23 protein-coding genes are annotated in these 22248 nt (G+C 52.4%); 20 read left to right on the top strand and 3 right to left on the bottom strand.

The window, feature by feature from the left end:
• Positions 1-85 precede the first annotated feature (85 nt).
• From dnaA to NOG13_RS01620, 14 genes are all read left to right on the top strand, one after another.
• Entirely contained in the window at positions 86-1399 is a 1314-nt protein-coding gene (gene dnaA, locus NOG13_RS01685) for a chromosomal replication initiator protein DnaA (protein WP_283111131.1), read from the top strand.
• A gap of 372 nt (positions 1400-1771) precedes the next feature.
• Positions 1772-2881 (top strand): DNA polymerase III subunit beta, encoded by a 1110-nt coding sequence (dnaN, locus tag NOG13_RS01680; protein WP_283110589.1) that lies wholly within the window; start codon positions 1772-1774, stop codon positions 2879-2881.
• Between the two features lie 3 nt (positions 2882-2884).
• Entirely contained in the window at positions 2885-3103 is a 219-nt protein-coding gene (locus tag NOG13_RS01675) for an RNA-binding S4 domain-containing protein (protein ID WP_283110588.1), read from the top strand.
• On the top strand, positions 3100-4179 hold the full coding sequence (gene recF, locus NOG13_RS01670; RefSeq protein WP_283110587.1) for a DNA replication/repair protein RecF: 1080 nt from the start codon (positions 3100-3102) through the stop codon (positions 4177-4179). The genes NOG13_RS01675 and recF overlap by 4 nt, the downstream gene beginning before the upstream one ends.
• Positions 4180-4196: 17 nt before the next feature.
• Positions 4197-4469 carry an extracellular matrix regulator RemB gene (remB, locus tag NOG13_RS01665; protein ID WP_283110586.1) on the top strand — a complete coding sequence of 91 codons (273 nt, stop codon included), beginning with the start codon at positions 4197-4199 and terminating at the stop codon, positions 4467-4469.
• Between the two features lie 10 nt (positions 4470-4479).
• The gene (locus tag NOG13_RS01660) at positions 4480-4845 is read left to right on the top strand and encodes a TFIIB-type zinc ribbon-containing protein (protein ID WP_283110585.1); all 366 of its coding nucleotides are present in this window, start codon (positions 4480-4482) and stop codon (positions 4843-4845) included.
• Positions 4842-5195: a hypothetical protein gene (locus NOG13_RS01655; protein ID WP_283110584.1), complete on the top strand. Its 354-nt coding sequence runs from the start codon at positions 4842-4844 to the stop codon at positions 5193-5195. Before NOG13_RS01660 ends, NOG13_RS01655 begins: the two co-directional genes overlap by 4 nt.
• 145 nt (positions 5196-5340) lie before the next feature.
• The gene (gyrB, locus tag NOG13_RS01650; protein WP_283110583.1) at positions 5341-7281 is read left to right on the top strand and encodes a DNA topoisomerase (ATP-hydrolyzing) subunit B; all 1941 of its coding nucleotides are present in this window, start codon (positions 5341-5343) and stop codon (positions 7279-7281) included.
• Between the two features lie 170 nt (positions 7282-7451).
• A complete protein-coding gene (locus tag NOG13_RS01645; RefSeq protein ID WP_283110582.1) occupies positions 7452-8126 on the top strand; it encodes a hypothetical protein in 675 nt (224 codons plus the stop codon).
• Positions 8127-8140: 14 nt separating this feature from the next.
• Complete coding sequence (locus tag NOG13_RS01640; protein WP_283110581.1) at positions 8141-8716, top strand: hypothetical protein; 576 nt, start codon at positions 8141-8143, stop codon at positions 8714-8716.
• On the top strand, positions 8717-9265 hold the full coding sequence (locus NOG13_RS01635; RefSeq protein ID WP_283110580.1) for a YcxB family protein: 549 nt from the start codon (positions 8717-8719) through the stop codon (positions 9263-9265).
• Complete coding sequence (gene gyrA, locus NOG13_RS01630; protein ID WP_283110579.1) at positions 9265-11814, top strand: DNA gyrase subunit A; 2550 nt, start codon at positions 9265-9267, stop codon at positions 11812-11814. Before NOG13_RS01635 ends, gyrA begins: the two co-directional genes overlap by 1 nt.
• 14 nt (positions 11815-11828) lie before the next feature.
• Complete coding sequence (locus NOG13_RS01625) at positions 11829-12491, top strand: lysozyme inhibitor LprI family protein (protein WP_283110578.1); 663 nt, start codon at positions 11829-11831, stop codon at positions 12489-12491.
• Positions 12492-12673: 182 nt separating this feature from the next.
• Positions 12674-13222, top strand: a complete 549-nt coding sequence (locus NOG13_RS01620) for an NUDIX hydrolase (protein WP_283110577.1) — start codon at positions 12674-12676, stop codon at positions 13220-13222.
• Positions 13223-13276: 54 nt separating this feature from the next.
• Here NOG13_RS01620 and NOG13_RS01615 read toward each other — a convergent pair whose 3' ends face one another.
• Positions 13277-14551, bottom strand: a complete 1275-nt coding sequence (locus NOG13_RS01615; protein WP_283110576.1) for a DUF1015 domain-containing protein — start codon at positions 14549-14551, stop codon at positions 13277-13279.
• 333 nt (positions 14552-14884) lie between these two features.
• Between NOG13_RS01615 and NOG13_RS01610 the strand changes: the two genes are divergently transcribed.
• From NOG13_RS01610 to rbr, 6 genes are all read left to right on the top strand, one after another.
• Positions 14885-15871: an ABC transporter ATP-binding protein gene (locus NOG13_RS01610; RefSeq protein WP_283110575.1), complete on the top strand. Its 987-nt coding sequence runs from the start codon at positions 14885-14887 to the stop codon at positions 15869-15871.
• Positions 15868-16575, top strand: a complete 708-nt coding sequence (locus NOG13_RS01605) for an ABC transporter permease (RefSeq protein WP_283110574.1) — start codon at positions 15868-15870, stop codon at positions 16573-16575. The genes NOG13_RS01610 and NOG13_RS01605 overlap by 4 nt, the downstream gene beginning before the upstream one ends.
• Before the next feature lie 13 nt (positions 16576-16588).
• Positions 16589-18283, top strand: coding sequence for a motility-associated ABC transporter substrate-binding family protein (locus NOG13_RS01600; RefSeq protein WP_283110573.1), 1695 nt, complete (start codon positions 16589-16591; stop codon positions 18281-18283).
• A 1-nt stretch (position 18284) separates the two neighbouring features.
• Positions 18285-19751, top strand: coding sequence for a DUF4340 domain-containing protein (locus tag NOG13_RS01595; RefSeq protein ID WP_283110572.1), 1467 nt, complete (start codon positions 18285-18287; stop codon positions 19749-19751).
• A gap of 59 nt (positions 19752-19810) precedes the next feature.
• Positions 19811-20047: a DUF6179 domain-containing protein gene (locus NOG13_RS01590; RefSeq protein WP_283110571.1), complete on the top strand. Its 237-nt coding sequence runs from the start codon at positions 19811-19813 to the stop codon at positions 20045-20047.
• 104 nt (positions 20048-20151) lie between these two features.
• Positions 20152-20691 (top strand): rubrerythrin, encoded by a 540-nt coding sequence (gene rbr, locus NOG13_RS01585; RefSeq protein WP_283110570.1) that lies wholly within the window; start codon positions 20152-20154, stop codon positions 20689-20691.
• A 65-nt stretch (positions 20692-20756) separates the two neighbouring features.
• On the opposite strand, the gene NOG13_RS01580 is transcribed toward rbr, so the two are convergent.
• A complete protein-coding gene (locus NOG13_RS01580) occupies positions 20757-21455 on the bottom strand; it encodes a DUF554 domain-containing protein (protein WP_283110569.1) in 699 nt (232 codons plus the stop codon).
• 111 nt (positions 21456-21566) lie between these two features.
• Positions 21567-22226 carry a CpXC domain-containing protein gene (locus NOG13_RS01575; protein WP_283110568.1) on the bottom strand — a complete coding sequence of 220 codons (660 nt, stop codon included), beginning with the start codon at positions 22224-22226 and terminating at the stop codon, positions 21567-21569.
• Positions 22227-22248: the final 22 nt, after the last annotated feature.

Below are 22248 nucleotides of genomic sequence, written 5' to 3'. Positions count from 1 at the left end.
CATGAAACATTGTGCCGAAAACGGCCAGTGGGTGGCACAGGAAGATAAAAAATGCTCCGAGGGAAAATGAGGTTTGAGATCAGTTATGGAATCGTTTACGGAAGTTTGGAACCTTGTCTGCGACTACTGCAAAAGTAGAATCACGGAAATTGCGTTTTCAACCTGGATTGGCAGGATTGAACCGCTGACACTGGACTTTTCCAACGGCACTGCCGTCCTGCAGGTCCCGAATGAGCTGCACCGGCAGACGGTTTTACATTATTATAAGGATCTTCTCGAAGAAGCATTCCGTCAGGTGTTCAGCCAAGAGATTCAGATTCGGCTGATTACCCCGGAAGAGGCAAAGCCTGAGGCGAAACGGGAAGATGAGGCCGCGGCAAGCGAAAACTATGAATTTACGTTTGACACGTTCATCGTCGGGCCGTCCAATAAATTTGCGCACGCCGCTTCCATGGCCGTCGCCAGCAAACCGGCTTCCCTCTACAACCCGCTTTTCATTTACGGGAACTCCGGCCTCGGCAAGACACACCTTCTCTACGCCATCCGCAGCGAAATCAACCGCACTCACCCGGACATGAATATCATCTACATTAAGGGCGACGAATTTACAAACGAGTTGATTGAAGCAATCCGCCGAGGCACAACGGGAGATTTTCATAACCGGTACCGCCGCGCCGACGTTCTGCTCGTGGACGATATTCAGTTCATCGCGGGCAAGGATTCGACGCAGGAGGAATTCTTCCATACCTTCAACACGCTCTACGAGGCAAAAAAACAGATTGTGCTCACATCCGACCGTCCGCCGAAGGATATTCAGACTTTGGAGGAGCGTCTTCTCACTCGCTTTGAGTGGGGCCTGACCGCGGATATTCAGCCGCCGGATTTCGAGACCCGAATCGCAATCATCAAGCGCAAAGCGGAGCTTCTGAAAATTGACCTTCCGGACGGCGTCATCGAATACATAGCGAACCGGCTGAAGAACAACATCCGCCAGCTGGAGGGCGCCGTGAAGAAAATGAAGGCATTCCACCTCCTCAACGGCGATCCATACAATATCCAGACCGCGCAGGCGGCAATCAGCGACATCATCAACAACGACCAGCCTACACCGGTAACCGTCGAGAAAATCATCGACGAAGTCGCACGTACGTTCGGCACCACGGCCGAGGAGATCCGTTCCTCGCGCCGTTCGGCGAACATTTCCAACGCAAGACAGGTCGCTATGTATGTCGTGCGTGAAATTACGGACATGTCTATGGAGAGCATTGGGCAGGAATTCGGCGGCCGCGACCACTCGACCGTCGTCTATGCGCTCCAGCAGATTGACGAAAAGACAGCACGCGACCCGAAGATTAAGGCTACCGTGAACGATATTATTAAGAATATCCGCGACCGGTAGCGTCTCTCAAAAAAATTATACAGACAGGAATTTTTCGATTTCCTGCGCCTTTTTGTACGTAAAAAGTTTTCCACATTTTTTCGGGAAAAGAATTCAACATCTCACAAACCGGTTGAAAACCTGAAATTCTTCTCAGAGAAATTTTTCACAAGTTTTCAACTTTCCCCACAAAGTTTTCAACAGAGAGTTGAATTCTTGGTTTTGCTTTCATTTTTCAACATTCCTACAACAACGCATTTCTGAAAATTTATACAGTGAATTGTCTGATGAATTCTGGGGTTGCCAATATTTTCAACTTTTTCATGCACACTACTCCTAATGCTGAAAAAATACTTTCAGACTTTACTTTTACAGGAAGCAGGCGGTTACAATATGCAGTTTTCTTGCGACAGGCAAAAATTGAATGAGGCGGTGTTGAATGTTCAGCGCGTCGTCTCCTCGAAATCTTCCATTCCGGCGCTCGAAGGAATCCTTCTTACTGCGAGAGGCGAAACCGTAAAACTCTGCGGCTTCGACCTTGAGATCGGGATGACCACCGAGATTGCTGCGAACGTAAAGGAACCGGGCAGCATCGTCATGGGTGCAAAGCTGTTTGGGGACATCGTGCGCAGGCTGCCGGGCGACACCGTGAACTTTTCTTGCGACGAAAAATATGTAACGCAGATTGAAAGCGGCGAAGCAAAGTTCTCGGTGACCGGAATTCCGGCAGAAGAATACCCGGAGCTGCCACACATCACCGGAGAAAAAACCGTGAAAGTCCCTTCCTCCACTTTAAAGGGAATGATTCGCCAAACGCTGTTTGCCGTAGCGGAAAGCGACGCAAAACCGATTTACACCGGAACGCTGTTTGAAATGGAAGAAGGGAAAATCCGTCTCATTTCCGTCGACGGCTACCGGCTGGCCATCCGGGAAGAGCCGATTTCCTGCGGAGAAAAGAACAACTTCGTGGTTCCGGGCAAGACCCTGAGCGAAGTTATGAAGCTTCTGGGCGACAACGACGACCCGGTGGAGCTTCAAATCGGCATGAGGCATATTTTGTTCCGCATCGGCGATTACACCGTGATTTCCAGATTGCTGGAAGGCGAGTTTCTCGACTGGCGCGCGGCGCTTCCGAAAACAAGCGCAACGGAAATTCAGGTTTCCGTTTCCGATTTCATCGCCAGCTTGGAACGCGTCTCCCTCCTGATTACCGAACGGCTCCGCAGCCCTGTGCGCTGCCTGTTCTCGGAAGGGTGCATCCGCCTTTCGTGCTCAACAGCAATCGGCCGCGCAAACGACCGGCTTGCCGCTAAGATTTCCGGCGATGAGGTGGAAATGGGCTTTAACAGCCGCTACCTGCTCGACGCACTGCGCAATACGGAATGCGATGAAGTAAAAATCAAACTGAACGGCGCTCTCAGCCCGCTGACGATGACACCGGTTTCGGGAAATTCGTTCCTGTTCCTTGTCCTCCCCGTGCGGCTTAAGAGTGGAGGAGATTAAAACATGGAATCCATAAAAATTACATTCGAGGGCGATTTTATCCGGCTGGACAGCCTTCTCAAGCTCGGCGGAGCCTTTGAAACCGGCGGCCAGGCAAAACAGGCGATTCAAAGCGGCCAAGTGAAGGTCAACGGCGCCGTGTGCTATATGCGCGGCAAAAAGCTCCGCGCAGGAGACCGTGCCGAATTTAATGGAAAAATCTACGAGGCGGCCAAAGCGTGAAGATTCAGCGATTTGCTTGGCGGGACTTCCGCAACCTCCCCTCCGGCGAAATCGTTCCGGGGCCGGAGGAAAACGTCATCTACGGAAGCAACGCGCAGGGAAAGACCAACCTTCTCGAGGGAATGTGGCTGTTTACGGGCGAGCGCTCCTTTCGGGGTGCCAAGGACCCGGAGCTTGTGCGCAGCGGTTGCGAAAGCGCCGAAATTCGGCTCGACTTTTTTGCCGACGGCCGCGACCAAACGGCGAAAATCAGCATAATCGGCGGAAGGCGCTCCGCGGAACTGAACGGCGTCAAAAAACGCTCCTGCTCCGCGCTCATCGGCGAATTCCGCGCTGCTGTTTTTTCGCCGGAGCATCTTTCGCTGCTTTCGGGCGGCCCGGCGGGAAGGCGTGCCTTCACCGACGCGGCTCTCTGCCAGATTCGGCCCGCCTATGCCGCCGTTTTTGCGGAATACAATCGGAGCCTTTCCCAAAGAAACGCTTTGCTCAAAGATATTCCGAAATGCGCGGATCTTCTCGATACGCTCGACGTCTGGGACGAAAGGCTTGTTCAGCTCGGCGAGAAAATCATGCGCGGAAGGGCGGCATACCTCGAACAGCTTTCTCCGCGGGCTGCCGCTTTTTATAGCGGAATGTGCGGCGGGCGCGAAACGCTCTCGCTCCGTTATGAAAGGAGCGCGCCCGATTTTGCGGAAGCACTGCGTAGGGAAAGAAAAAATGACATCTTCACCGGGCACACGGGCGTTGGGCCCCACCGCGACGATGTGCTCGTGGAAATATCGGGCATGGATGCCCGCGCCTACGGCTCGCAAGGGCAGAAGCGCTCGGCGGTCATCGCCATGAAGCTGGCCGAAGCCGAATTGCTTGAAAAGACGACCGGCGAAACTCCCGTCATCTTTCTTGACGACGTATTGAGCGAGCTGGACGCCGAGCGGCGGTATTACCTGCTGAACCGGCTGAAAAAATTCCAGGTGTTCATTACCTGCTGCGAGCCGGACGCGGTGAACGCCGAATGTTGCGGAAAAATGTTCCGCGTGGAGAACGGCGTTCCGAAAGAAATGACGGCCGGAACTTGACCATCGGGAGGAAAAGTATGTTTCTTCATCTCGGCCAGGATATTGTCATCCGCATGAAAGACGTCATCGGGATTTTCGACCTCGAGACGTCCACAATTTCCAATACCACACGCGATTACCTTGCGGCGGCGCAGAAGGCCGGGCAGGTCGTCAGCATTTCCGACGAGATGCCGAAGTCTTTTATCCTCTGCCAAGACAGCAAGGGAAAAATCATTGTTTATACATCCCAAATCTCAACCGCAACGCTACTGAAGAGAACCGGGTTTACCGACGAGATTTCAAATCTGTAAAGGAGGAGCCATGAAAGGAAAGAAAAAAACCGCTTGCCCCTACTGCGGGGAAACGCTGAACTATGCAAAATCCTGGACGCTTCGGCGCCGCGGCGAATATATCTGCCCAAAATGCGGAGGGCTCTCGAATGTGCATCTGGACAGGAGCCTTTATACCCTAGGTCTCACCGTAATTCTTGTGAGCCTTGTCATCTTCATTTTCGGCTTGATTTTTGACTCTTCGTTTGCGCCGTTTACGCTTGGAGCTGTTTTTTTGCTATTTCTTGCGTTTTTCCTGGTTTCTCCACTTTTTGTGAGACTTCGCAAGCCGGCACCGCCGAGGCCGCAGCAAAGAAAAAAGCCTCAGGAGCCGCCGCGTTACGGCAGAACGCTATGATTTCACCGACATGTCCTTACTGCAAGGCCCGGTTTCTTTACCCGGAACTGAAGCAGCGCGGGAAAAAACATACCGGCGTATGCCCTCACTGCGGGAAGCCTTACCGGATATCCCGTCTGGCACGCGTGGTTTATATTCTCGGTGCGCTGGCTATACTGTTCCTCATCAACTACGGCCTGCTGTTTATTTCCGACATGAACCTGCCGTTCATGCTGGCAGTTACGGTGCTTGGCGTGACGGCTTTTTACTTGCTCTTTCCGTTTTCCGTGCGTTTTCGGAAGGCGGAGCCGGACAAGCCGCAGGCAAAGAAAGAGAAAAAACCTGCAAAAAACGGCCATTTGAAAAAATGAATGCATCATTGTAAAATAAAAAGATAACGGAAGAGATTTTAAGAAAGATAACAGCTTACAGTAGAAGAAAAAAGCTGCTGTGGGCGGATACGGCTGGAAACGCTCGGCAAAGCCGACGCGGATACCGTACATGGAGGGTTGAATTTTGGAATTCAGCAAAGTAACTCAGGCGGGCGAAGCTTACGACGAAAGTGAAATTCAGGTTCTGGAAGGACTCGAAGCAGTTCGGAAAAGGCCTGGAATGTATATTGGGACAACAGGGCCTCGCGGTCTGCATCACTTAGTGTATGAAATTGTTGACAACGGAATCGACGAGGCGCTTGCCGGGTACTGTAAAAACATTGATGTTAAGATTCTGCCCGACAACGTTATCAGCGTAACGGATGATGGGCGCGGAATCCCGGTTGGTATTCACCATCAAGTGGGAATTCCGACGGTTACCGTCGTGTTCACGATTCTTCACGCAGGCGGAAAGTTCGGCGGAGGCGGATATAAAGTCTCCGGCGGTCTGCACGGCGTGGGCGCTTCCGTTGTAAACGCGCTTTCGGAATGGCTCGAAGTGGAAGTTTGCAAAGACGGAAGAATCTATTTTCAGCGCTTTGAGCGCGGCAAGGCCGTAACGGATTTGCAGGACCGCGGACCGACCGACCGCACCGGAACCACCGTTCGCTTCAAGGCTGACCCCGAAATTTTCAAAGAAACCACAGAATACGATTACGAGACGCTGCAGGTGCGTCTGCGCGAGCAGGCTTTTCTTAACGCCGGCTTGCATATTTCGCTGAGCGATGAACGCAACCCCGAGGAACCGCGCTCAGACAGTTTCCTGTATACGGGTGGCATCAAGAGTTTTGTAGAATATATTCACAAGAAAAAGGCTCTTGAGGTCATTCACCCGGACATCATCTATTTTTCGGCCGTTGCGCCAGACGATTCCGCAACCGCGGAAATCGCCATGCAGTATAACGACAGCTACAACGAGCTGATGCTGTCGTTTGCAAACAACATTCCTACGACGGACGGCGGCACGCATGAAGAAGGGTTCAAGCGCGCGCTCACCCGCGTGATGAATGACTACGGCAGAAGATTCAATATTCTGAAAGATAATGACAAAAACCTGAGCGGCGAAGATTTTCGCGAAGGTCTTACCGTCATTATCAGCGTCAAGCTGAAGGAGGCCCAGTTTGAAGGCCAGACGAAGGCTCGCCTCGGCAACACTGAAATCGGAACCCTCGTCAACAACATGGTGAGCGAGAAGCTCGCGACTTACCTTGAGGAAAATCCGTCCACGGCACGCGCGATTTTCGACAAGGCCTTGGCGGCATCCCGCGCACGCGAAGCGGCGCGCAAAGCGCGCGAAATGGTTCGCCGCAAATCGGCGCTGGAGGAGGCATCCCTCCCCGGCAAGCTGGCGGACTGCCAGAGCCGCAACGCGGAAGAAACCGAAATCTATATCGTCGAGGGCGACTCGGCAGGCGGCTCCGCAAAGGGCGGACGCGACAGGCGCTACCAAGCCATCCTGCCGCTTTGGGGCAAGATGCTGAACGTCGAAAAGGCCAGACTCGACAAAGTTTACGGAAACGAGAAGCTCCAGCCGATTGTTACGGCGCTCGGCTGCGGCGTCGGCGAGGACTTCGACATCACCAAGCTCCGCTACGGCAAAATCATCATCATGGCGGATGCCGACGTCGACGGTTCACACATCCGCACGCTGCTGCTGACGTTCTTCTACCGGTTTATGAGGCCGCTTGTAGAACAAGGCCATATTTACCTCGCACAGCCGCCTTTGTTCCGGCTGACGAAGAATAAAAAGCATTACTACGCTTACTCCGACAAAGAGCGCGACCAGCTGATGGCGCAACTCCAGAGCGGATATGAAATTCAGCGCTACAAGGGCCTTGGTGAAATGGACCCCGAACAGCTTTGGGAAACCACCATGGACCCGGCGCGCAGAATTATGCGCCGTGTGGAGGTTGAAGATGCCGAAGCCGCCGACGAGGCGTTCACGATTCTAATGGGCGATAAGGTCGAGCCGCGCCGTGAGTTTATTGAAAAGAATGCTAAGTTCGTAGAAAACCTCGACGTGTAAAAAGCGTACCGCCGCTGAAATACTCCAAACAAAAACCTGATTTTCTTGCACTGCACCAGAGTCTCCTAACAAGAATAACTTCTAGCCAACGTCCATGAAAACCTGCAAACCATTTGGCTGTTGATTCGCTTTGGAACGTCCATGAAGCAACCTGAAAAAGGAGAAATTTTATGTTTACAGTTTTCACGGAACGGGAATCGAAAGTGCGACCCTCTGGAAAAGATTCCACGCCGGCCGCAGACGGAGACCCCGGGCGAAGTACGGCGGAAAAGATCCCGCCGCAGGAAGCGAAACTTGTTTCCGACTGCACGAAAAATTTTGAAAAACCGCAGACCGGAATTTCGCTGGTCTGTGACCTCACGGATCAAGAAATCCGCGAAAATATCCGCAAAACCGGATTTCTACGCACGACGGATTTTCTGGATTATCTGATGGCGGCAATTGTTGTACTCTATACTGTCGTCACTTTTCGGCAGATTATCGCGTATGATACACCGAAAAACTGGATTATTCTGGTTTGCCTGAGCCTGATAACTGTCTCATTTCTTGCTATGCCGTATTCAAATTTGAATCACGAGAAGAAAAAGTACCAAGAAAGCGGAATGGGCAAAGTAACAATTTACCCGGACCGCATCGAGCTGCCGGAAACCGGCAGCCAACTTCCCCTCGACGGAACGGCAGAGCTGCTCCGCACGGAGAAGGCGTTTACACTGGTTTATCCGTTTGAAAAGGAAGCACTTACCCGCACGCTGCGGTGCGTGATTATTCCGTTCCGGTGCGTGCAGGATGAGTTTCTCCCCTATGTTGAGGCAATGCTCACCGCGGGGACGCGGCCGAAAAAGTAAACGGAGGGAAACAGATGCCCAAAAAAATCGAGGAACCGGTTACCGTGCAGCAAACGCTCACGGCGCGGGATTTTGCCGAGGCCTTTCAGGCAGCGTTGTTTTTCTCGGCACCCATGAGGCGGCGCTCGGTGCGCATGCTGATGTGCATTACGGCGGGCGGGATCGCCGCGTCGTTTCTTCCGCTCAGCTGGGCAAGAGTTTCCGTTCGCGCAACCTTGATTGCGGTGTCCGTTCTCTGCCTTGCGGCAGGGATTGTCATTTGGTTGTTCCAGCCTGTCTGGCAGAGAAACCGGGCAGAAAATTGGTTTCGCTGCTGCCCTTTGGCAGCCCTCCCCGCCAAAATCACGCTTTCGCGGCGCAGCGCGGAGATTGTGACCGAATGTGAGCACATGGTCGAATACTGGACGGATTTTTCCCTCTGCGTGGAAACAGACCGCCTGATTTGCGCAGCCGGAGGCCGCCAAAGATTTCTTCTTGTGCTGAAAAAGGAGGGGCTTCCCTCAGAACAGGCCGAGGAGCTTTCGGGCCTGATGCGCTATGCGTTCGACGGCCGATGGTACCGGATGCCGTCCAGAAAAGGAGGAAGCTGAATGGAGCCGGTTGAGCTCAATTTTGCTGTCACCTGTGAAGACTACATGAACGGCGCCGCCGCGCGGCTGAAAATGCAGGCAGAGGGAAACTACCGCTTGGTAAACAAGCTTGTCGGCGCGGCATTATTCGTCATCGGCGTGGTGTTGTTTGTTCTTCACTATGCAACCGGCCGCCCGTTTCAGTGGCTTGCCGGGGTTTGCACCGTTTTGGGCGCGTTCCTCCTGTTCGTGAGTTATCCGTTTCAGGAGGCAGTCGTAAGGCGGATGGCCGCTGTGCAGTTTCAAAAAGGACTGTGCGGCGTGGCCGCGCAGCAGGTTGTTTTTCGAGAAGATTGCGTAGAGTTCCACGGCGAACGCTACGAAGCCAAAATTCCTTATGAGATGTTTTTCTCGGCTTACGCCGACGAGACGTCGGTGCTGCTTTGCACCGCACCCGACGAAAGCCGTTTGATACCAAAACGAACAATGAGTCCGGAAGAGCAGGAGCGCGTGGAGCATCTGCTTGCCGCCAGACTGAACCGGAAATTTAAGCAGGAAGGTGCCCGCTAATGGATGAAATAGAAAACGAACGAATTATAAACGTAGACCTTGAAAAAGAAATCAAGAAGGCGTTTCTGGATTATTCGATGTCGGTTATCGTTTCGCGTGCCCTGCCGGACGTGCGCGACGGTCTGAAACCGGTTCATAGACGCATTCTTTACACGATGTACGAAAACGGCCTGTCGCCGGACAAAGCTTACCGCAAGTGCGCCGATACCGTCGGTTCCGTGCTCGGACGTTACCATCCGCACGGCGACGCTTCCGTTTATGACGCACTCGTCCGCCTTGCGCAGGATTTCTCGATGCGTTACATGCTGGTAGACGGTCACGGAAACTTCGGTTCTATCGACGGTGACCCGCCGGCTGCTTACCGTTACACGGAAGCTCGCATGAGCAAAATCGCCGTGGAGATGCTGCAGGACATCGACAAAGATACCGTCGATTTCCAGCCGAACTACGACGACCGTCTAAAAGAGCCTGTGGTTCTGCCGAGCCATTTCCCGAACCTTCTCGTCAACGGCTCCACCGGCATCGCCGTCGGCATGGCGACAAACATTCCGCCGCACAACATGGGCGAAGTTATCGACGGCGTCTGCATGCTCATCGACAATCCGGACGCGACGCTCGACGACCTGATGCAGTGCATTAAGGGGCCGGATTTCCCGACGGGCGGCATCATCATGGGCCGCAGCGGAATCCGCGCCGCCTACGCAACGGGCCGCGGCCGCATCATCGTGCGCGCCCGTGCCGAAATTGAAGAAGAAAAGAACGGCCGTTTCCAGATTGTTGTGACGGAGCTGCCGTATCAGGTCAACAAGGCAAGGCTGATTGAAAGCATTGCCGACCTCGTGAAGGAAAAACGTATTGATGGTATCACCAACATAGAGGACCACTCCGACCGGGAAGGCATGCGCATCGTGATTTCCGTAAGGCGCGACGCCTCCCCGCAGATTGTGCTGAACCACCTGTTTACTTATACCCAGATGCAATCAACGTTCGGCGTGATTATGCTTGCCATTGTGAACGGCGAGCCGAAAACGCTCACGCTGAAACAGATTCTCCAAGAATACATCAAGTTCCAGGAAGAAGTGGTACGCCGTCGCACTGCCTTTGAACTGAAAAAAGCGCAGGAGCGTGCCCATATTCTCGAGGGCCTCAAAGTTGCCGTCGACAACATCGACGAAGTCGTGCACATCATCCGCGCGTCGAAATCCGTTGCGGAAGCCCGCCAGAACTTAGCCGCCCGCTTCGCCCTCGACGACGTGCAGACAAAGGCCATTGTGGAGATGCCTCTCGGCCGTCTGACCGGACTCGAAAGAGACAAGCTCGAAAAAGAACTTGCCGATCTGCGCGAAAAGATTCGCGACTACGAAGATATTCTCGCACACGAAGCCCGCGTGCTTGCCATCGTGAAGACGGAAGCGCTCGCGGTCAAAGAAAAATTCAACGATCCGCGCCGCACCAGCATAGAGGCGGTCAGCGGTGAAATGGATATTGAAGACCTGATTCCGGACGAAGAGTGCATGCTCACCCTGACGGAATTCGGCTATATCAAACGCCAGAATCTTGACACTTACCGCACGCAGCGCCGCGGCGGACGTGGCGTGAGCGGCATGACCCGCCGTGAGGAGGACGTGGCTTCCGAGATGTTCGTCATCGGAACGCACGACTACGTGATGTTCTTCACGGACCGCGGCCGCGCCTACCGCCTAAAATGCTACGAGGTTCCGGAAGGCACCCGCACCAGCAAGGGCATGAACATCGCAAACCTTTTGCCCATTGCGCAGGACGAAAAGGTAACGTCGATGATTCGCGTGCGCGAATTTGACAACGAGAGCTACCTTGTGATGGTGACGAAAAACGGCGTCATCAAGAGAACGCCGCTTTCCGCATTCAGCAATGTTCGCAAAAACGGCATCAATGCCGTCACCCTCGACGAAGGCGACGAGCTTTCTTGGGTACGCCTCACAAGCGGCGACGATGAACTGCTTGTGGCGACGAATCTGGGCTACGCCATTCGCTTCAAAGAAAGCGACGTCCGTCCCATGGGCCGCACGGCTCACGGCGTGAAAGCCATTAGCCTCCGAGAGAACGACAAGGTTGTTGGCATGAGCGTTCTGCGCCCGGGCGCGTTTGTGCTCACGGTTTCCGAGACCGGCTTCGGCCGCCTCTCGCCGATTGACGACTACCGCCTCCAGAAGCGCGGCGGCATGGGAATCCTCAACTACCGCGTGGAACCATACGGAAACGTCGCGGCCATTCAGGTCATTGACCCCGATGACGACCTCATTCTCATTTCCTCCAACGGCGTCATCATCCGCATCCATGCCGACAGCATCCGCGTCTGCTCACGTCCGGCTAAGGGCGTTCTGCTCATGCGTGTCGGCGAAGGAAACCGTGTGGTAACGGTCGCCCGCACCACACGCAGCGACGAGGAAGAAACCGCTCAGCCCGAAGACGACGGAAGCGCCGAGGAAGGAGGCGCAACCGAAGAAGAAATCCAGCAGGAAGCGCAAGAACCCGAAATGATTTCCGAAGATGAAAATACACAGGAATAAAGGGAGTATCAGTCATGAAAAAGGCCGTTCAAGTTGTCGGAGCAGCACTCTGCGCAGCACTTCTGCTGGCAGGCTGCTCGAATGTAACGCTTCCCACCGTAGCTGGAGATTCCACTTCTTCGCAGACCTCCTCTGAGAAGAAAACGGTTGTGAGCCAGTCGCCCTCTTCCGCCGCCGATTCCAAAGCGGCCGCTTCTTCTCAGGCCGAGGTTTCCTCGGAAAATGCAAACGACCGCGGGAGCGGAGACGAGGGTCCGGTTAATACTATAAGTACAGACAGCGAAGCGTTCAACAAAAAGTTTAAGAATAACCCGATTGATGAACGCTATGCCTCGGAGATGTCTACGCTCATAACAACGACGGACATTGTTGAGCTTACGGGCAAGTTTACCAGCCTCTGGAACAAGGAAATCACCCACGCGATGGAGGAGCTGAAAGCGAAGCTCGAAACCACTGATGCGGAAAAATGGAGTAAAATCCAGGCCGACCAGAAAAAGTGGGAAGACGGAAAAGCAGCCGCAATCGAGGAAATCGGCAAAAGTGTACAGACTGGCGGAAGCGTGGCACGGGTGACAACCGCCACAAAAGTGATGGAGTATTACCGTGCGCGTGCCGCTGCGCTTTACCGGATTCTCTACGATTATGAGCCCGATTTCACGTACGCATATACTAAGTAAAAGCGGAAATCAACAAAAGCACACAGGTTTTCAACAACAGGTAATTACTTATTAGAAAATTGGAAAACATAGGCTGCATGCGGCTTTTCGGGCAAAATAGCAGGAACGGAAAACTGAGTTTTCAACTGTTTTTGAAAAACTTGTGGAAAAGATTTCGGCCGGAAAGGGGAACCTCAGATTCCATGAAATTGACCGAGAAAACACTGGAGCAGAATTACATTTACCGAGGCAAAATTCTCGATTTCCACGTTGACCGCGCAGAACTTGAAAACGGGCGTGTCGTAACACGCGAATGTGTCGACCACCATGGCGGCGTCTGCGTGGCGGCGCTGACCGACAACAACGAGCTTTTCTTTGTGCGGCAGTACCGTTACCCGTATCATGAGGTTGTGCTGGAGCTTCCGGCGGGAAAACTGGAAAAGGACGAGGACCCGCTGGAGGCCGGCAAACGGGAACTTCGCGAGGAGACGGGCGTTACCGGAAAAAATTACGTCGACCTCGGCAAGCTCTATCCCTCCCCCGGCTACACGAATGAGATTATTTTCCTCTACGCCTGCCGTGTGGAAAGCCGGGGCAGCGATGACCTCGACGAGGGAGAATTCCTCGAGGTGGAGAAAATCCCGCTGAGCAAGGCTGTGGAGATGGTCATGAACGGCGAGATTTGCGACTCCAAAACGCAGGTCTTGATTTTGAAGCTGAATACGTTGATTTCCGAAGGCAAGTTTCATTAAGAAAAAAGCCGTACCGCGTAATTTGCGGTACGGCTTTTACAATTTTCGGGAAAATCAGTCGTCGTTGAGTTTGTTCATCACGAGGCCGGTAATCAGCTTCGGGTAAAAATATGTGGATTTCTGTGGCATCTTTTCGCCCGCGGCGGCGACGTCGCGGATCTCGGTGACGCGGGTCGGGTTGAGAAGGAACGCGCACTGGCTTTCCCCGCTTTGTACCGAAGCCAGCGCCTCCTGCAGAGAACGGGTGTAAGTCAGGTTGACCTGCTTTGCCATGTTCTCTTTGTCAATGCCGAGGTACTTTTCAAGAATCAGGTTGTGCAGGACGGAAACGTCAAGACCGCGGTATGCTTCGCTTTTATCCGGAAGAACGGAACGCATCACGCCGATGTCCTTCAGCACGAGCAGGGTCCAGTTCTCCCCGCCATCGTAGAACGCGAATGCTTTTTTGCCTTGCAGATATTTTTCGTTCAGCACACGCTCAATGGTATCCGTGCCCTGCTGCGGAATGACCTCAAATTCGTCGGCGCAGGCGGCAAGCAGCTTTTCGGCGTTGAAACCGGAAAGGCCGCGCACCAGGCGGTGCGTCGGGAATACCACGAGGCCGTCGTTCTCCATATCCACGAGCATCATCATCACATAATCCTCGCCGCCCTTGGCGATGCCGTGCTCACGGCAATAGTTGCGGTAGTTCAGCGCGGTCTCGTAGCGGTGATGGCCGTCCGCGATATAAAGCTTGCGGTTTTCAAAGTCGGCGCAGATTGCCTTGATGGCTTCCTTGTCGTTGACGAGCCACATGCGGTGCGTGACGGCACCGTCCGAAAACTCATAGCGCGGCTTGCCGGAAGAAAGCGCGTCAAGCCTTGCGCCGGTGATATGCGCTTCGTCCATGTAGAGGGAGTAAATCTGGCTGAAGTTGCATCCGGTTGCCTGCATCAGACGGAAACGGTCTTCCTTTGCTTTGGAAAGCGTCTCCTCGTGCGGCAGCACAATACCCTTTGAGAATTCCTCGAGCTTCACAAGGCAGATGAAGCCCTTTACTTTTTTGCGGACGCCGTAGGCCTCAAATTCCTCTTCGTAAATGTAGAAGCCGGGGTCTGTGTCGCGACGAAGCGTTCCGTCCGCGAGCCAAGTTTTCAAAGTCTTTCTTGCTTCCGTGTAAGGATCCTCGCCCTTCGGCAGCTCAAGCCGGATGACGTTGCGGGGGTTCTTGTTCAGAAATGCAACGCGCTCTTCCTCGCTGATGATGTCGTAAGGGGGGCAGGTGAGTTCTTCGATTTTTCCCGCTTGTGCCGTATAGCGCAAAGCGCGGAAGGGTTTGATTTCTGCCATGTTATTCCACCGTTTCTCCGCACGTTTTTTCGCGCACCGGCAGCCCCGTGCGGAAGGCTGCGGCATCTTTGGCCGCACTTTTGCGGCTCACCGTGATAAAATCATTATACCGCGAATGGAACTTTCGGGCAACCGCGGGTTCTCCATAACCTGAAGGAAAATCTTGATGTGCATTTCTTCGCCAAGTTACAGGAAAGGGTTTTTTCTCCGAAAAGTTTGTGCTATAATAATAAAACTCTCAGCAATCGTTCAAGAAATGTTTACACTTTTGCTTTCACGGATTGCTAGAATAGAAAGGTAATGTTAGCTAATATGCTCAGGAGGGATGATTCCATGATTGAGGTGAAAAACCTCTCGAAACGTTACGGTGAAAACGTGGCGCTAAACCATGTCAGCTTCACCGTAGGCGAAAACACCGTGGTAGGTTTCCTAGGGCCGAACGGCGCAGGAAAATCCACCACAATGAACATCATAACGGGGTACATTTCCGCAAGTGAAGGGTCTGTCACAATCGGCGGCTACAACACGCTTGACAATCCGAACGAAGCGAAGAGACTCGTTGGCTACATGCCGGAAATTCCTCCCCTCTACCTCGACATGACGGTCAAAGAGTTTCTGAACTATCAGTATGAACTGAAAAAGGTTACCCTGCCGCGCGAAAAGCATATCAAAGAAATCTGCGCGCTTGTTCGCATCAGCGATGTTTACAACAGACTTATCGGTAACCTGTCAAAAGGCTATCGCCAGCGTGTCGGCCTAGCCCAGGCACTGATCGGCAACCCTCCTGTGCTGATTCTGGACGAGCCCACCGTTGGTCTTGACCCGAAACAGATTATTGAGGTGCGCAACCTCATCAAAAACCTCGGCAAAAACCACACCGTTATTCTTAGTTCGCACATCCTGCCGGAAGTGCAGGCCGTGGCGGACCGTATCATCATCATTAACCGCGGCAAGATTGTTGCGGACGGAACACCGTATGAGCTTGAGCACGGAAGCCAGGGCAAAGAGCAGAAGCTCAACGTGCGGATGGAAGGAACTCCTTCGGAGGTTATGCAGGCGATTCGCTCCATTCGCGGTGTCCTCGCTGTGCGTGATTTCGGGGAGAAAGAACCCGGTGTTCACGAATATGAAATTGACGGACGTGCGTCGGCTGACCTACGCCGTCCGCTCTTCGGCATTGCCGCAAAGCGTAACTGGCCGATTCTCTCCATGGAAAGCAGCGAGCTTTCTCTTGAGGACGTCTTCCTGCGCCTGACAGGTTCCACTTACCTGAGCGACAACGCCGACCGCAATTTCGGAAGGGACGGCGATAAGAGATGATTGCTATTGCGAAAAAAGAGTTGAGAGGTTATTTCTTCGCACCGATTGGCTACGTTTTTCTGGGAATAATGCTCCTGATTTTCGGTTTCTTCTATGAGCAGGTGCTCGGGATGCAGTCTTCCGGCTATATCCCCATGGTTTACAGCACAGCATTTACATGGATGATGCTGATTCTTCTGCCGCTGATTACCATGCGCACATTCAGTGAAGAGATTCGCAACAAAACGGACCAGGGGCTTCTGACCGCACCGGTGGGCGTTTTCTCCATCGTGTTCGGAAAATTCCTCGCGGCGTTCCTGATGTTCACCATCGGCATTTTGGCAAGCTTGATTCCTGCCGTCGTTATCAGTTTCATCGGTTCGCCGGACTGGCCTCGTATTCTGTGCACTATCTTGGGCGCACTCCTCTGCGGCGCTGCGTTTATTGCAATCGGCAACTTTATTTCTTCGCTGACGCAAAGCCAGGTGGTTTCGGCAATTGCCACCTTCGGTATTTCCCTGGTGCTGCTTCTTGTGGGCGACCTTTCCACAACGGTGAACAACGATGTACTCGCAAAGATTCTAAACTGGATTTCGTTCAATGCTCGCTTTCAGCCGTTCACCAACGGTATCTTTAACGTAACGAGCATGATCTTCTTTTTGAGCGTGGCTGCGGTCTTCCTTTTCTTGACCGCCCGCAAGCTCGAAAGCAAGAGATGGAGCTAAGGGGGGCAGAAACATGAATCAGGAAAAAGATCCGCAGATCTCTGCAACGGAGGAAAACACCTCCGCAGCTGAGACGGAAAATACAAAACAGGAAAATCCTGAGGCGGCATCCACCGAAGCCGCCGCGAAAGAAGTAGCTTCTGAAAAGGCGGAGACAAAAACTTCCGCGGAAGAAAAGAACGAGGCAGCTTCCAAAACAGAGAATAAAAAGGATAAAAAAGAAGAAAAGAAGAAACCTTCTTTCTTCCAGAGCGAAAAATTCAAGCACGGTTCTACGGCAACGGCATTCACCGCGATTTTCATTGCCGTCGTTGTGCTTGTGAATGTCCTTTTCAGCATTCTGAGCGACAAATACCCGTCCATCAACTTCGACGTGACAAAGAGCGGAACCAACTCGCTTTCTTCCGAATGTATCGAAGTGATTGACAAAGTGAAGATTCCGGTGGAAATCACCATCTGCGCTTCCAAGGAAGCATGCGAAAGCAACAACCTTAGTAGCTCGACTGCAGACTATGCGCAGGTCAGCCGCCTGTTCTCAAAAGCGGCAGAGCGCAATTCCAACATTACGCTTTCTTATGTTGACCTCGACAAGAACCCGTCATTCGCCGCTAACTATAAGTCCGACAATCTTCAGGAAGGCGACGTTGTCGTAAAGAGTGATAAGCGCTACCGCGTGCTTTCCGCGAGTGACCTGTTTGAAACTAGTTACAGCAACGGCACACAGACAACAACTTCAAGAGTAGACTCTTGCTTGGCTTCCGCCTTGAACACTGTAACCTCGGAAGATGTGCCGATTGCTTCGTTTGACACCGGCCACGGCGAGCAGATTGACGCCGAAGGATACAAGCACCTGCTTCAGAACAACAGTTTTGAAACAAAGGATTTCAATCTTCTGACAGAAGATATTCCGGAAAACACCCAGCTTCTTGTTCTTGGCTGCCCGGCCAACGACTTGACTGACGATGAAATGGATAAGATAGACAAATGGCTTCTTAACAAGTCTTTCAAGATGGACCGAGCTCTGCTTGTGACGACAACTGCCGGCGCAACAAGTCTTGATAATCTGAACAACCTGCTTAACGAGTGGGGCCTTTCCGCTGACACGAACGCAGCTGTTGAGGAACAGGACGACACGAAATATTATCAAAGCCCATTTAACATTTACACCGATGTTCAGAATTCTTTGGATTTGAGCGGAAAGAAAAGCAGCTACGATGACGTGTTTGCCACCAATATTGCACCGGTTACGATTAAGGCAAACAGTGTGGGCAACAAAACAACATATTCGCTGCTGAAAACAAGCGACCAGTCCGTTGTTGTAAAGGCCACTGACAACAACACGACCACAAAGTCGGAACCGGCCGCACAGAATGCAGCGGCGCTGTCTCGGCAGTCCATTCACATTGACCAGAAGGATTATTACGCAAATGTAATTCTTTGCGGCTCAACCACCATGTTCAGTTCGAGCCTGCTGAAAGCGGATGTGTTCGGGAACGCCTCATTCCTTGGCGATCTCTCCCGCTATGTAACCGGCACAACCGATTCCGCTTCCACCGTCTATACACAGTATCATGAGCTTTACACGAAGGATTTAGCCATCAGCTCCAAGACTATGATCGGCCTTGGCTATGGCGTGTTTACCCTCTTGATTCCGCTGATTATTATGATTACAGGCATTGTTGTCTACCGCAAGAGGAGGACGCTGTGACATGAAAAGCAGCACCAGAAATCTGATCATCGCCGGAGCCGCAGCTTTGGTGCTCGGCGGTGCGGTATTTGCGGTGAATAAGCTTGGCGGAACAGGGTCAAGCTCATCCGCTTCCGATTCCTCTGAGACCATCCAGCTGATTTCCAAAACAAGCAGCGACGTTGCCTCCATGACGGTGAAGAACAAAAAAGGCAGCTATACAATCATTCCTATGCCGACGGGTACCATCGGCTCCAGCTCCGCCGCGTCCACTTCCCTTAACTTTACGGTACAGGAGCTTTCGGGCTGTCCCATTAACATCGACAGGGCAAACGCCGTCGTGCAGAACGGAATTAGCCTCGGTGCGTTGAAGAATATCGGCAAGGTCAACAATTTGAGTGATTTTGGCCTCACAGACCCGCAGGCAACCGTTGAAGTGAAATACAAGGACGGTTCCGATTTCGGCTATAAAATCGGCAGCGCTACCGCCACAAACTCCGGTACCTACTATATGTGCGGTCTGAATTCGGACAATGTCTATGTGGTTGCGGTTGACGACGGTATTCTTGAGGCTGCCACATACTTCGTGAAAACAGACATGCTTTCCATTACACCGGATTCTTCCGACTCCACGTCGAAAGCAAATCCGCAAAATGTATTCCATAAAATTACGCTTACGGGCAAGAATTTCCCCACACCTGTGGTAATTCAGGAAATTGACGAGATGCCGACCATTGTTTCGCCAGCAAAGTATGAGGTTGACGCGCAGAATGTTACGGACCTGCTAGGCGTTCTAGGAAGCCTCACGGCGGATTCGGCGGTTGTAACGAAACCCGATGCCGCGGCGCTGAAACAGTACGGATTCGACAATCCAACCGTCAAGGCGGTTTACTCCGTCAACAAAGAAAATCATACGCTCATCATCGGCAATAAGAGCTCAAAAGGCTACTACGCGATGGTAGACAATATCAATGTCATCTATGAGGTTTCGGCGAGCGATGTAAGCGCGTTGACGGACACCGATCTGTTCAAACTGCGCAGCAAGCTCATTTTCGTGCCTAACATCAACACCGTGAAGAAAATTGAAATTACTTCTTCCGGCAAGACCGATGTTATCAACGTAAGCCGCACCGAAAACACCGAATCCTCTACGGAAGATAACAAGGTTTATAACTACAAAGTCACAGGCACAGACGGCAAAGAACTGGACTACGACAAGAACTACAAGAATGCCTACCAGACGCTTATCAGTCTCGTGATTTATGACCAGACAGATAAGATGCCGTCCGGTACGCCTGCAATTACCATAAAGTATTCGTTCTTTGACAAATCAACCACCAACACACTTGCGCTTTATGCAATTGATAACCGGCACTATACTGCCGTTCTTGACGGTACCGTGTACGGCCTCTGCACGAAGAACGATGTAGAGAATGTTCTGAATGCAATCGCAGATTTGGAGGCAGGCAAAACGGTTTCTGCTTCCTAAGTAAGCGAAAGCAAACGAACAAAGCGGGACTTCGGAAATTCCGAAGTCCCGCTTTTTCTATGCCCGAATTTGTATTGCAGCTTTCGCATAGGAAAGAACCGGAGAATCCGGGCGGCATCGAGTATGTGACAGCCTACCTGAAAGAATTGATTGCCGAAAATGAGCTTTGCCGCCGATACAGCCCAAACTACATCCGTGCCGTGCTGTTGCTTTACGGCAGAAAATACCGAATGGATTATCACGAGCTTGTAGTCAATCTTCCGGAAGTACTGGCTGAGGCAGAAAAGGGAATATAAACCTTCATGGAATGTTCATTGAATTTGTTGATTGTTGTTGGTATAATGTGGCTAGAAATATACAGAAAATAATACGGTGGTAAAAACGAAAGGAGCAAGGAACCATGGAGTTAAAGGGCAGTAAAACAGAAGCCAACCTGAGAGAGGCTTTTTCCGGCGAGTCTCAAGCGCGCACACGCTACACTTTCTTCGCTTCCCAAGCGAGAAAGCAGGGTTATGAGCAGATTGCCGCCATTTTCCAGGAGACCGCAGACAACGAAAAAGAACACGCAAAGCTGTGGTATAAGTACCTGAACGGCGGAGCCGTCGGCACCACGGAAGAAAACCTGAAGATTGCCGCAGACGGCGAACACTACGAGTGGAGCGACATGTATAAGCGCATGGCCGATACCGCCGAGGAAGAAGGATTCCTCGAAATTGCAAAGACAATGCGCCTTGTTGCTTCGGTTGAGAAGCGGCACGAGGAACGCTACCTCAAGCTGCTGAAAAACGTGCAAGACAACCTCGTTTTCCGTTGTGAAGAGACCACCGTATGGGTTTGCCGCAACTGTGGTTTTGTCTATGTGGGCAAAGAAGCTCCGGAAGTCTGCCCCACCTGCCGTCATCCGCAGGCATATTTTGAACGCAGAGCAGAAAATTACTGATTCCAATTCAAAAAACAAAAAGCAGGTGCTCCTTTGCAGAGCACCTGCTTTTTTACACAGCTTTTTTATCCCAGCCCAACAGCGGTAAGGCACCAGCAGATAAACGGCGCCAGCACCAATGCGGGCAGCTGGTTTGCAACCTTGATGTTTGTTATCTTCAGCAGATTGAGGCCGAGCGCGAGAATCGAAAGCGACCCGACACACGTAATGGCGTTAATCATCGGCGTGGTAAGCACGGGCTGAAGGACTCCGGCAAGAAGCACGAGCGCGCCCTGAAACACCAGCACAAACGCAGCCGAAAACAGGACCCCAATGCCGAGACTCACGGAGAGAATGGCGGCGGAAATCAAATCGAGCAGAGACTTCGTGAAAAGCATTTGGTTGTCGCCCTTGAGTCCGGCGTTCAAGCACCCGACAATCGTCATGGAGCCGACGCAGAACAGCAGGCTCGCCGTGACGAATCCCTGTGTTACGGAGACGGTTCCGTCCTGCTTCGCAAAGCGTTTCTCGAGGCGTTCACCGAGATTCGTAATCCACCCGTCGAGGTCGATCCACGTTCCGACGGCGGTGCCGAGAACAAGCGAAAGAATCATGGCAAGTGTATTGTTGTCGTTGAAAATCCCCTTAACGCCGATTGCAAGCGTGCACAGGCCGATGGCACACATAATAGCAGAAGTAAATTTTTCGGAAATTCCTTTTTTGAAAAGAAGTCCTACTATGCTGCCTGCGAGCACGGTGCAGACATTGACAATTACCCCGAGCATGACACACTTCCTTTTTCCGATTCAAGCTCCCGCATAGCCCAAATCCGGCGGGATATAACAATACCAGCCCAAGGGAGTTGTTCCCCGACTGGTATTTTCATTCTAGCAAAATTAGGCTTCTTCGGCGAAATATTCGTCAAGCATATCGCGCGCCGTGAGCGAATCGACCGGAACAAAGAGGTTTTCATCGTTTCCGCGGAACCTTTCGGTAATCTCGAGCGACTTATGGTATGCGTCCATGCTTGTTTTGCGCAGCGTGAATCCGTTTTTGCCCTCTTGGCAAAACGCAAAGCAGATGCGGTTCGCGGATTCATCTGCTCCGCAGAAGTACGCGCGCAGGGTCTTGATTCCGTCTTTTTGCTCCAGAACATCCGAAAGGCCGAGCTTTACAAGCTCCACGGCGTAATCGTCAAGACCGGACTCAAAAATCAGGATTTTCTCTTTCAGTTCGGCGGGCGACGCGACCACTCGCTTGGTAACGCCGGCAAGCTGAGGAAATTTTTCGCTTACATCAACGGGCTTGAATTCCTGCCCGCTTCCGGTCGGCGCCAAGTAAATCATAAAGCGGCGTTCACGATCATGGTATAGACAGGGATATTCAAATTGGGCCGAATAACCGCAGTGGGGGCATGTCCAATCAAAAAAGGTTTCGTCTAAAATATGGCTGCGCAGTTCCGGGTGCTCCTGCGCGCAGATGCCGGGCCACATCTCGGTCCGCACGGCCGTGCCGCAATTCGGGCAGCCTACGTCTTTGCTCATCTGTGTTGACATTCTTCCGGCCCACTCCCTGACA

Source organism: Thermocaproicibacter melissae (assembly GCF_024498295.1).
Lineage (GTDB): Bacteria > Bacillota > Clostridia > Oscillospirales > Acutalibacteraceae > Thermocaproicibacter > Thermocaproicibacter melissae.
Note: the sequence above shows the minus strand (reverse complement) of the source record. Positions and strands in the feature narration are given on the sequence as shown.